Here is an 11,221-nt window from a genome sequence, read left to right on the forward strand (position 1 = left end):
CTGTTCTATTCAGATGACGCTTTGACCTGACGCGCCGCTTTCTGCACGGAATTCATCACCTCGCGCGGTGTCATTGTGCCGCCGAGCATCTGCTGAACGCCTGCCGCATACACATCGGCGATTTCAACGTCAACATCCATATCAAACCACGGCACCATTGTTTCTGCGCGAACGATATCCTGCACGGCTTCGCGCTGGATCGGGGCGGAATTGTTTTCTGTCGCCGTTCCTTGAACCGCGCTGTATTTACCGACGTCTTTTATCAGCTTCTCTCCCATTTTTTTCGAGGTTAAAAACTGAAGAAATTCCATGGCTTCTTTCGGGTGCTTCGTTTTTGAGGAAATCATAAATCCTTCCGGAGATCCGGTCAGTGCACGGGGAGATCCCTTTTCGCCGCTGATTTTCGGGAAAGGAAACAAGCCCAGATTGACCGGTTCGACGAGCTTAATTTCTGCCGTTTCCGCATAAATCATCGCCGCTTTGCCGCTCGTAAACTGCTGGCGCACGTATTCGTGATCGACGGAGTTCACGTGCTTTGTAAAGTACGGCAGAAGTTCCTGAAGCTTTTCAAGCGCTTTGACATAGCCTTCGTCTGTAAACTCCCCGGTTTCCGGGCTGTAATCCTTCGCCCGCGTTTTTTCATCCACCATACGCTGGTTCAGCGTCCCGATATAATGAGAAATGGTCCAAGGCGCTTTTGTGCCGAAACTGATCGGAATATATCCGTTCTCTTTCAATTTCTCAGAGACTGTGATCAGTTCATCCCATGTCGCCGGGGGCTTCAAATGTAATGCATTAAAAATGTCCTTATTATAAAAGAATGATTTAGCGTCCATTTGCCACGGAACACCGTACTGTTTTCCGTCATGCGTAAAGGGTTTGATTTGTGACTGCACAAGCTGTGAGGACCAATCTTTATCCTGCTGATAGTAAGACGACAGATCGAGGGCTTTATTTCCTTTGATGAATTTATAAGCAAACCGGTCGCTCCATGAAAAGAAAATATCAGGGGGGCTCGTTGTTCCGAGCATGACTTTCACCTTGTCTTTATAAGAATCGTTTAAGACCGCTTCCGTTTGGATATGAATATCCGGATGAGCGGCTTCAAATTCTTTGACCGCTTCTTCAAAATAGCTTTTTTCCGGCTCCTTCGGCCACCTGTGAAAAAACTTCAGGGTCACTTTTCCGTCAGAGGAACTGCTTTGGCTTGAACAGGCGGCGGCTGACAGACATACAGCTAACAGAACGAACAGGCAGATGAGCTTTTTCAGATGCTTTTCCTCCTTTGTCACCGGACTATAACGTTATATATCATTATAGTCCGGTGAAATATAATGCGCGTTCTTAATATTCGACTTTCCACATGTAACGCCGCTTGCTTAACGGATGGTTCCTTGCTTCCGCCAGCGCATCCGCATAGCTTCTGAGCACCCGGTTTAATACAAGAGGAGCCAGGTAGCCTTTTACAGAATCGTCAATTCCGGAAAAATCATATGCTGCCGCATCAAGCACAGTCAGTTTTTTGCCGTATCTTTTTGAGAAGGAAAGCGCCCGCTCTTCAAGGGGTCTTGTTTCGTCTAAGCCGAGCAGGATAATAAATGGAACGGATTCATCAATGATTTCGAACGGTCCGTGAAAATATTCTCCGGCATGAATGGCGTGGGAATGAATCCATTGCATTTCCATGAGAATGCAGATGCTGTAGGAGTAAGCGACGCCGTAGTTCGCACCGCTTGCCATCGTGTAAATGATATCTTCTTTTTCGTGGGTTTTCGCGAATGCCTTTGCGTGATCCGCTTCTTGTTTAAGCGCTTTGTCATATACGGTCTGGAGCTTATTGAGTCCGTCGATGGCCTGCTCAAACGCGGGATGGTTTTCCAGCACGTGTAAAGCGCCGAACACGATTTGATACAGAACTCCGTAATTCGTATTTATCGCCTGTGCGTTCTCACCCCAGTCATACACCGCGACATATTCGGCTTCTTTCGCTAACGGCGAATCAGGCTCAAAGGTCATCGCAATCGTAAGCGCGCCTTTTTTTCTGGCGAAACCGGCGGCTTTCACCGTTTCCGGCGTATTGCCTGACTGAGAACATAAAATCACGAGAGAGTTCTCTCCGAGCTGAACCGGATTGCGCTGAATAAATTCATTTGAACTGTAGAGATCAGAGCTGATGGCTTTCGCCTCTCTGTCAAACACGTACTTGCTCGGATACATAATGGCTGAAGAACCCCCGCAAGCGACGAAAAAGACGTGATCAATCGTTTTTCCTTTCAGATCATCCAAGAAAGCCTGAACCTTGTGATTCACTTGTGCGGCAGTTTGACTCAAATCCTTCACTCCTCAGTATTTTATTATATAATGTTATATAACATTATATAACGTTATATTAATCGCAACAAAGGTGCGTTGTCAATCATATTTTCTGAAATTTCTAAAATATAAAACAAACCCGTCTTATTTCCCGCCCTCTCTTGACCTGACCCTTAGAGACACGTTTAGAATGAAAAGCAGGGAGTGATTCAGAATGAATATAAAAGAAGCCGCCAGGCAGACGGGTCTCACGAAAAAAGCCATCAAATATTATGAGCAGGAAGGTTTAATCACCGTCAGCAAAAACCCTGATAACGGATACCGTGAGTATTCCGCTCAGAACGTGAATACGCTGAAAATGATTGCCGCCCTCCGAATGCTGGCACTGTCTGTAAGCGATATTAAAGCGTTCCTCTTAGAGGGCAGCAGTCTGCATGATATACTGCGCCAGCAGCATCAAAAGCTCAGCCGGCAGATTGAAGAGCTTGAGCAGGAACGGAAACTGACTGAAATGCTGATCAAGCGCGTGGAAGATGCGGAAAATGTCGATTCAATTCTGCATGATATCGGCGAGGTCAAAATAGATGAACCGAAATATATGGGACTTCAGCTGAAAAAACTGTTCCCGGGAGATTTCGGAGAATTTATCGCCTCGCTGTTTGAACCGTTCCTCGACTTTTCTATTGATACAGATGAGAAAAAAACGATATGGGCGGAGCTTATCAATGTATTGGATGATATGGAAGAAGTTCCGGCTGCACACCCGATGATGCAGCTGGTCGGCAAGGAAGCTCCGGCTCAGCTCCAGCAGCACAAAGTCCAGCATGATCAATTTATCGAGCGGATTTTGGAGAGAGACCCCGCCACTTGGGACACTCATAAAAACATCATCATTCAGCTTGTGAAAAGAGTGCAGACAGATGAAGAATACCGAGAAAGCCTGATCAAGGTCGGAGAATCAGCTTCTGATCTGCCCGCGCTGAAGGCGGGATCGCCTTTCAGCAATCTTCTTCAAAAGCTCAGCCCGAAATATGACACGTACGTGCGACTTCAGCTTGAACTGAAAAAAGAAGCCGACAAGGAACTCGGCTTTGATTCAGAAGCATATTTAAAACAGATGCTTCAATCAAAAAAACGCTAAGGTTCGTCTCCTTAGCGTTTTCTTTCTTCAGCCTCAGTGCTGCGCGTTAATGCGGTCAACGACATTAGCGATGAGCTGCTCTTTTCCTAAGTCGGAATCTTCGTCAACGCTTGCTACTGTCAAAATGATGGCCGCTACCGCAAGAGCGATCGTCTCAATGGCGGCCGCCGCGTTTAAAAATACCCATACAGCCGTTGCGCATTGGCCGATGGCCGTTGATTTTCCTTTGTCCATGCTCTTTTTGTCAAACTCTTCTTTCAGCACTTTCGCCATAATCTGCGAACCTTGATCAATGACGCTGTTCACTTTTTCATAATCGCCGCTGTAGACCGCCGCTTTCAACTCTTTAAAATAATCCGGCGATGACTTTTTAATATCAGCAATCACCTGATCGGAAACTTGCTTTAATTCATCCTGATCAATCTTTTTAACAGCCTTGGTATCCCATACTTCAGGAAGGAGCTTTGCGACCTCACCTTGTCCGAAAAAGATGCCGGAAAAAATGTCTTCACCCGAATAAGAGACGGACGGCTCAGTTTTTGCCGCGGCATGCGGGCCGGCTAATGCGACCATTAAAACAAACACCAGCATCATGGCAGCTGCGGACTTCTTGCTTTTAACCATATAATTTCCTCCTTTTCCTTTTATTGAAAAAATTGTATCTGATAAAAAGGGGATTGTAATGGTTCAAAGCTACTGTTTTCTCTGCCGGCACCAAAAACAGGACCAAAATACCAGCCACCGTAATGGAAAACGAGGTCAGCCCCAGCATAACGGCAAAGATTTCGTGCATAAAAATGGATATAAACAATATCGGACGCCAATATGTTTTCGGAGCGAACAAAGCGCAGAACATAATGGTTTGCACAATGAGCGTGCCCCAAGTCGGGATGATGACAAGCTTGGACTGCAGGATAAAGTCAAACAGACTGTGAAGCGCATCCGGCAGACCCAGCATCGGATCATTCAAATAGTAATAAACGGCGGTCCCGTTCTGCCACTCTTCTTCCATCAGTTTGGCAATGACAGAGTTAAAGTATAGCATCGCGACCTGTATTCTGATGATTGTCAGTGTCGCCCAGCATAAGGAGCGGTAATAAGGCTCAAGCGGCCTTTTCTCAAAAGACGCCTCGTACGGAGACCAGTGCCATTTCCGCGGATCGGTTAATGTCAGCGGGAGCAGCAGCAGCGTAAAAACGGCAGCCACTTGATCTCCCCCGTCAAGGGTAACGGCGGAGTTTTGAAAGCTGTACGAAATCCACCAGTGAAAAAAACCGGTGAGGCGGGGCCGCCAGCCAATGACGACAAGGATTAACATACAGATACAGACGGCTTTGACGATCTCAATGTAACGGAAATCGGGAAACAGCAGAAACAGGCTGAACGTGTCGGAAAAGCTGAGCATTTGATTTTGCGTTTTGAAGAAGACAGACGCCGGATTGAACAGCAATGTCAGCAGCGTGCCGAGCGCGATTAAGCTTCTGGCAAGCCCGTACACATTTGTCCAAGGCGGATTCTTCATCATCCATAAGGTGAGCTGCTTTTTTGCATCCTGAATCAATTGACATCCACTCCGATGTATTTTTTGATGGTTCTTTTCGTTTCGGTATGCTGGCTCCATGCCCATGGGGTAATGCGTTCATATGTAATGATCATTTTCCCTTTCAGCCTTGGGGAGGGAGACTCATTTTTCATTTTCAAAAATGTGGTATCCTTAATGTCTTGGCCAGTCGTGAAGTCTTCCCACTTCTCTTTGGAAGGCAGATTTTCCAGCATAAGGCCGAGCTCTATCCCTTGCGTCCGGCCGTAACGGTTTAACCCGATCACATTTTTCAGAGAATTATTCGGCCATCTGAGCTCCTCATCGGCATCAAGAAGATAGATGTTCAAGCTGTCTTCTCTCGGATCTTTACTGAAAAATCCCCAGCTTTGCGGATAAATCATGGAAACGGTTTTGGATTGGTGCTTGGTTAATTGGATGGCGGAGCTTGGCAGTGCCGCGATGATGGTAAAAAACAAAACGATGATCCAGGCGGCCATGATAAAAAGAAAGAATGAAAACATGCTGGTTTGCTTCTTGTCAGTCAATTGAAACCCTCCTAGCGTATGGAAATTTCATTGACATGATTATACACCATTCAACAGGTAAAATATTGATAAATTAGATTTTTCGGACTAATATACTATTATATGTAAAAAGGGAGTGTTCATATGTTTTTGATGAATGATAAGGTGCTGTGGGGAGCTGTGGTTCTCGCCTTTATTCTGTCGATTGTGTTTTATCCGTTTCTTCCTGCTGATATGGCCATTCACTATGACGTGTCGAACCGTCCGAATACATCAATCAATAAAACGGCCGGCGTCCTGATTTTTCCTGTGCTCATGATGATCTGCATGTTATTCAGAAAAAAGGTCGTCCAGCTGTTCCTCGTCGTTTACTGTCTGCTGATCGTGCATATTGCAGTGATGTGGCTGGCACTGTAAACATAAAGAAAACCGGAGCCCTTAAGCTCCGGTTTTCCTTATTTATAAAATACTTTCTCAATGTTGTATTTCGACTGAAGGGTATTGATCGCGTACGTTTCGTAAATCTCCCTTTCCATCGGATCATTGACGACACATACTTCAATTTTATACACTTCGTCCCTGTGATGTTTAACAGGCGACACATTGTCTTCAAAATGCTTTTTGATTCTTTGTCTTAATTTACGGGCTTTCCCGACAAACAGCAGCTCATCATGAATGTTATAAAACATAAAGATGCCGCCTTTGTCTCTCGGAATTTGGTGAAAATCAATGAAACCGTAAATCGCTTTAATCGCCGGTTCATTTTCCGACGGTGACTGCTGCCGTTCCGTAATGGTTACATCAGGAGCAGGAAGGTTTATTTTTATCAAAATGGGTCACGTCCTCTTATTCATTAAAGCTCCATCCTATCATAAGAATGCGCCAAAAGCTATTTTTTATTCAAGCGCCCCGGCCGGATCATAAAGGCTCAAATCAATTTCCGTCTGCTGGCCGAGTGCGAGTTTCGCCAGTTCAGCCCCCAGATACGGCCCGCTCGTCAGCCCTGAGGCGCCCAGCCCGTTGGCAACGAGGAGTCCGCTGATATTCGGCACTTTGCCGATGACGGGAAGAAAACCGGGAGTAAACGGCCTGAAACCGACTCTTGTCTCTATCACAGTACTGTCTGAAAGCCCCGGCGCCACAGTTAATGCTTTGTCAAAAATCTCGCGGAGGCCGCCGGCCGTCACCCGCAAATCCATGCCGGTATCGTTTTCATGAGTCGCGCCCGCTATGATTCTGCCGCTGTCAAAGGCGAGAATGTATTGATCGTTTGGGGGCATGACGACGGGCCAGCCGCCCGTATCCTCTCCCTGAAGCTCTAAATGAACGATCTGTGCCTTTTGGTATGATACTGAAAAACGGATGCCGAGCGGTTCAAGCAGCTCTCTCGCCCAAGCGCCGGCCGTTACGAGAACCTGGTCGGCAGTAAGCGTGCGTTCTGCGGTTTTCACACCGATGACGGCACCGTCCTCTGTCAATATTGACGTTTCTTCATTGTAAACAGCAGCTCCGTGCTTAACGGCCGCGTTTAACAGCGCCTTACGAAGCGCCCTCCCGTTCACCCGGGCCGCGCCGCTGACATGAACCGCACCGTATTCCTCCGACAGCGCGGGAAACAATGCCTTCGTTTCTGCCGGTGTCAGTCTTGTAATGTCACCGATTTCAGGGGCGTCCTCTCTTCTTTTATAAGCCCTTTCCTCCATTTGGCTGAGCTTTTTTTCATCCGTATGGAGGCTGACGGCACCGACCTTTTGATAACCGGTGTCCGTTTCTCCGTCAGCTTCAAGCTGCTGTATCAATTGGTTATAATAGCGGGCTCCGCCTTTTGCGATCGCATACCATGCCTGATTGCGGCGCTGCGACAGCCACGGGCAGACGATCCCTGCCGCGGCGTCAGTCGCCTGCCCCGGGTGTTTCCTGTCAAAGACCGTTACATCCGCACCGGCCTTTGCGAGATGATAAGCCGCGGACGCACCGAGAATGCCGGCTCCGATAATTATATAAGACTTCATGTGTAACACCTTTTCTATCTGTTTTGTCTTATTTATTTTAACAAATGGAGCGCCCGGTTCCTACCGGAGTCCTGACGGCGACAATGAGTTTTGAAAACGGAAACGTATAATAAAAGGAATATGTTCTTGTGTGAAAGCCGTTTTCCTCAAGAATTGCTCTGTATTGTGATGTATTTTTTATATCTGACACGGCCAATGTGCCGCCAGGCTTCAGCACCCTCACCATTTCCGTGATCGCCCGTTCCCTCTCTTTTCTGCCTGAAATGTTGTGTACGACAAAATGCGAAATGACAAGGTCAAACGATTTATCAGGAAACGGCATGGCTTGCGCGAGTCCGTCATACAAATCAATTTCCAGCGCTCCTTCTGCCCGTCTGTTCTTTTCAAATGCGTCTCTTCCGTTTCCGCCCAGATCCCAGCTTGACCATTTGTCAATCGCTGAGACGTCAGCGCCTTTTTGAGCCGCGGCGATGGCTAGCAGCCCCCGTCCCGTCCCAATATCAAGCACTTTCATGTCCGGCTTTAACCCGGAAAGCGCAAGAATGCGATGGCGGTGTGAAAGTTTAATGGCCGTTGAATACAAGAGCATCCAAAGACCGAGCACTAAAAACAAGGCACCCGTCAGCCAGCCCCAGAAAAGAGGAATCATGCCGTATAATGTGCCTGCGGCATAAAGGAGCGCAAGAAAGATAAATCCAAACGCTCCATAAGGCGCATCAATTCCGTATCTTGTTGTCATAACACTCACCCCTTTCAATATTTATCCAAATGGCATACCATATTATTCTAGCAAAAGCCGAAAGGAGATACGACCATATGAAACGCGGCATTACTTTTGACATCCCAAATGAAATCGGACGGTTTGCGGCAGATATATTACAACCGTTCCCCATCTCTTCCTATACATGGTTTATCGGTGATGGAGAGGCGTATACTGAATTCAATGAAGACACCGATACAGACCTGTTTCCGCAAAATCAGCGCATCATTCAGGGCCAAGAACTCCGTCAGCGTCTGGAAGGAGACCCTTATTATATGATTTTTGCTGAATTGAAAGCTTTCCCGAGCAGGATGGTAACGGAAATCAATACGTATGAGGAATATTTGGATAGTTCCTGTGAACTTGTGCTTCTCATTGCAGATTGCTCGTATGTAACGTTATATTGCAAAGATCCGGACATGCTCGAAACCCTTTTTCAGCAGGCTGTACAATGCGGGTTTCACCGCGTTGACTATGTTACAGATGAGAATGACGCGAGAACGGGATTGTCTGTCTGATGAAGGTGCGTTCTTTTTATGAAGCGCCTGATAGGGCTTAGGATTCAAAATATTGACAAATTCATGTGTTTTCAACAAAAAAACAACCCCTCATGTATACTGAGTGTGTAACTTACATATGAAGGGGGTATGGCAATGAAAATCAGTTTGAAGAAAAAAGCAGGTTTTTGGAAGAAGACGGCGGTTTCATCTCTTATTTTCACCCTGTTTTTTACCCTGATGATGAGCGGTACGGTTTTTGCGGCCGGGCTGAATAAGGATCAGAAGCGCCGGGCGGAACAGCTGACCAGCATCTTTGAAAACGGAAAGACGGAAATCCAATACGGATATGTTGAAGCGTTGGATGACGGAAGAGGTTACACTTGCGGGCGGGCCGGCTTTACGACGGCTACCGGAGATGCGCTGGAAGTAGTCGAAGTATACACGAAAGCGGTGCCGAATAACAAATTGAAAAAGTATTTGCCTGAATTGCGCCGTCTTGCGAAGGACGAAAGCGATGACATCAGCAATCTGAAAGGATTCGCTTCTGCCTGGCGCTCACTTGGCAATGATAAAGCCTTCCGCGCTGCCCAGGATAAGGTAAATGACAGCTTGTATTATCAGCCGGCGATGAAACGTTCAGAAAATGCCGGACTGAAAACGGCCTTGGCCAAAGCGGTGATGTACGATACGGTGATTCAGCATGGTGACGGCGATGATCCAGACTCCTTTTATGCCCTGATTAAACGCACGAACAAAAAAATGGGCGGGTCACCGAAAGACGGAACGGACGAGAAGAAATGGCTCAATAAATTCTTGGATGTGCGCTATGACGATCTGATGAATCCGTCAGATGAGGACACCCAGGATGAATGGAGAGAATCGGTTGCCCGAGTCGACGTTTTCCGCGATATTGTCAAAGAGAAGAACTACAATTTAAACGGGCCGATTCATGTCCGGTCAAGCGAATACGGAAATTTCACTATTCAATAAATAAAAAAACCCCGCCATATGGCGGGGTTTTACTATTAACCGATGGAGCCTTCCATTTCGAACTTAATCAAACGGTTCATTTCAACTGCGTATTCCATCGGAAGTTCTTTTGTGAACGGCTCGATGAAGCCCATTACGATCATTTCTGTTGCTTCTTCTTCAGAAATACCGCGGCTCATCAGGTAGAAAAGCTGTTCTTCAGAAACTTTTGATACTTTCGCTTCGTGCTCCAATGAAATGTTGTCGTTCAGAATTTCATTGTAAGGGATTGTATCAGAAGTTGATTTGTTATCCATAATGAGCGTATCACACTCGATGTTTGAACGGGCGCCGTCCGCTTTCCGTCCGAAGTGGACGATACCGCGGTATGTTACTTTTCCGCCCTGTTTCGAAATCGATTTTGATACGATTGTGGATGACGTATTCGGTGCAAGGTGAATCATTTTCGCACCTGCGTCCTGATGCTGTCCTTTGCCCGCAAGAGCGATAGAGAGCGTCATGCCGCGCGCGCCTTCACCTTTCAGAATGACAGCCGGATATTTCATCGTCAATTTAGAACCGATGTTTCCGTCAACCCATTCCATTGTCGCGTTTTCTTCACAAACCGTACGTTTCGTTACTAAGTTGTAAACGTTGTTCGCCCAGTTTTGAATTGTTGTATAACGGCAGTAGCCGCCTTTTTTGACGATGATTTCAACAACCGCGCTGTGAAGCGAGTTTGTTGTGTACACAGGAGCCGTACAGCCCTCTACGTAATGAACGCTTGCTTCTTCGTCAACGATGATCAGCGTACGTTCGAACTGACCCATGTTTTCAGAGTTGATGCGGAAGTAAGCTTGAAGCGGTGTTTCAACCTTCACGCCCTTAGGCACATAGATGAAAGATCCGCCGGACCAAACAGCTGAGTTCAGCGCCGCAAACTTGTTATCAGTCGGCGGAATGACTTTCGCCCAGTGCTCGCGGAAAATGTCTTCATTTTCTTTCAGCGCGCTGTCTGTGTCTTTGAAGACAATGCCTTGCGCTTCAAGATCTTCTTTCATGTTGTGGTACACAACCTCAGATTCGTACTGTGCAGAAACACCGGCAAGGTATTTTTGCTCAGCTTCAGGAATACCGAGTTTGTCGAATGTCTGTTTAATTTCCTCAGGCACTTCATCCCAAGAACGCTCTGAACGCTCAGACGGTTTTACGTAGTACGTAATTTCGTCAAAGTTTAAAGAGTTTAAATCCCCGCCCCACTGCGGCATCGGCATGTTGTAGAAATGCTCAAGAGATTTCAGGCGGAAATCAAGCATCCATTGAGGCTCTTCTTTCATGCGTGAAATTTCTTCTACGATTTCTTTTGTCAATCCGCGCTCTGAACGGAAAATGGAAACGTCCTTATCGTGAAAACCGTACTTGTATTCACCAATTTCAGGCATTTTTTTAGCCATCCATT

At 46.7% G+C, this 11,221-nt stretch carries 13 protein-coding genes; 4 read left to right on the forward strand and 9 right to left on the reverse strand.

Annotated features, from left to right (window positions below):
• Positions 1 to 5: 5 nt before the first annotated feature.
• Positions 6 to 1,271, reverse strand: coding sequence for an ABC transporter substrate-binding protein (locus OTK50_RS10850; protein WP_044801959.1), 1,266 nt, complete (start codon positions 1,269 to 1,271; stop codon positions 6 to 8).
• 73 nt (positions 1,272 to 1,344) lie between these two features.
• Positions 1,345 to 2,331 carry an SIS domain-containing protein gene (locus OTK50_RS10855; protein WP_032876677.1) on the reverse strand — a complete coding sequence of 329 codons (987 nt, stop codon included), beginning with the start codon at positions 2,329 to 2,331 and terminating at the stop codon, positions 1,345 to 1,347.
• A gap of 196 nt (positions 2,332 to 2,527) precedes the next feature.
• On the opposite strand from OTK50_RS10855, the gene OTK50_RS10860 reads away from it, so the two are divergent.
• Positions 2,528 to 3,454, forward strand: a complete 927-nt coding sequence (locus OTK50_RS10860; RefSeq protein WP_239033912.1) for a MerR family transcriptional regulator — start codon at positions 2,528 to 2,530, stop codon at positions 3,452 to 3,454.
• 33 nt (positions 3,455 to 3,487) lie between these two features.
• Here OTK50_RS10860 and OTK50_RS10865 read toward each other — a convergent pair whose 3' ends face one another.
• The 3 genes from OTK50_RS10865 to OTK50_RS10875 are packed head-to-tail and all read right to left on the reverse strand — an operon-like array spanning position 3,488 to position 5,542.
• The gene (locus OTK50_RS10865) at positions 3,488 to 4,078 is read right to left on the reverse strand and encodes a sporulation delaying protein family toxin (RefSeq protein WP_077722795.1); all 591 of its coding nucleotides are present in this window, start codon (positions 4,076 to 4,078) and stop codon (positions 3,488 to 3,490) included.
• A complete protein-coding gene (locus OTK50_RS10870) occupies positions 4,071 to 5,015 on the reverse strand; it encodes a sporulation-delaying protein SdpB family protein (protein ID WP_094247518.1) in 945 nt (314 codons plus the stop codon). Before OTK50_RS10870 ends, OTK50_RS10865 begins: the two co-directional genes overlap by 8 nt.
• Positions 5,012 to 5,542 carry an SdpA family antimicrobial peptide system protein gene (locus OTK50_RS10875; RefSeq protein ID WP_266121877.1) on the reverse strand — a complete coding sequence of 177 codons (531 nt, stop codon included), beginning with the start codon at positions 5,540 to 5,542 and terminating at the stop codon, positions 5,012 to 5,014. Before OTK50_RS10875 ends, OTK50_RS10870 begins: the two co-directional genes overlap by 4 nt.
• Before the next feature lie 123 nt (positions 5,543 to 5,665).
• Between OTK50_RS10875 and OTK50_RS10880 the strand changes: the two genes are divergently transcribed.
• On the forward strand, positions 5,666 to 5,938 hold the full coding sequence (locus OTK50_RS10880; RefSeq protein WP_007410095.1) for a DUF1648 domain-containing protein: 273 nt from the start codon (positions 5,666 to 5,668) through the stop codon (positions 5,936 to 5,938).
• 38 nt (positions 5,939 to 5,976) lie between these two features.
• On the opposite strand, the gene OTK50_RS10885 is transcribed toward OTK50_RS10880, so the two are convergent.
• The 3 genes from OTK50_RS10885 to OTK50_RS10895 form a co-directional block, all read right to left on the reverse strand.
• Positions 5,977 to 6,351: a nucleotide excision repair endonuclease gene (locus tag OTK50_RS10885; protein ID WP_007410094.1), complete on the reverse strand. Its 375-nt coding sequence runs from the start codon at positions 6,349 to 6,351 to the stop codon at positions 5,977 to 5,979.
• 66 nt (positions 6,352 to 6,417) lie between these two features.
• Entirely contained in the window at positions 6,418 to 7,533 is a 1,116-nt protein-coding gene (locus OTK50_RS10890; protein WP_168237165.1) for an NAD(P)/FAD-dependent oxidoreductase, read from the reverse strand.
• Positions 7,534 to 7,570: 37 nt separating this feature from the next.
• Complete coding sequence (locus tag OTK50_RS10895) at positions 7,571 to 8,272, reverse strand: class I SAM-dependent methyltransferase (protein ID WP_094247516.1); 702 nt, start codon at positions 8,270 to 8,272, stop codon at positions 7,571 to 7,573.
• Positions 8,273 to 8,349: 77 nt separating this feature from the next.
• On the opposite strand from OTK50_RS10895, the gene OTK50_RS10900 reads away from it, so the two are divergent.
• Together OTK50_RS10900 and csn are read left to right on the forward strand one after the other, a co-directional pair.
• The gene (locus tag OTK50_RS10900) at positions 8,350 to 8,811 is read left to right on the forward strand and encodes a DUF2691 family protein (RefSeq protein WP_058906334.1); all 462 of its coding nucleotides are present in this window, start codon (positions 8,350 to 8,352) and stop codon (positions 8,809 to 8,811) included.
• 135 nt (positions 8,812 to 8,946) lie between these two features.
• Entirely contained in the window at positions 8,947 to 9,783 is an 837-nt protein-coding gene (gene csn / locus OTK50_RS10905; protein WP_058906335.1) for a chitosanase, read from the forward strand.
• A 35-nt stretch (positions 9,784 to 9,818) separates the two neighbouring features.
• Here the strand turns inward: csn and sufB are convergent, their stop codons facing one another.
• On the reverse strand, positions 9,819 to 11,216 hold the full coding sequence (sufB, locus tag OTK50_RS10910; RefSeq protein ID WP_003151878.1) for a Fe-S cluster assembly protein SufB: 1,398 nt from the start codon (positions 11,214 to 11,216) through the stop codon (positions 9,819 to 9,821).
• Positions 11,217 to 11,221: the final 5 nt, after the last annotated feature.

This window comes from Bacillus sp. NEAU-CP5 (assembly GCF_026420705.1).
Classification (GTDB): domain Bacteria; phylum Bacillota; class Bacilli; order Bacillales; family Bacillaceae; genus Bacillus; species Bacillus velezensis.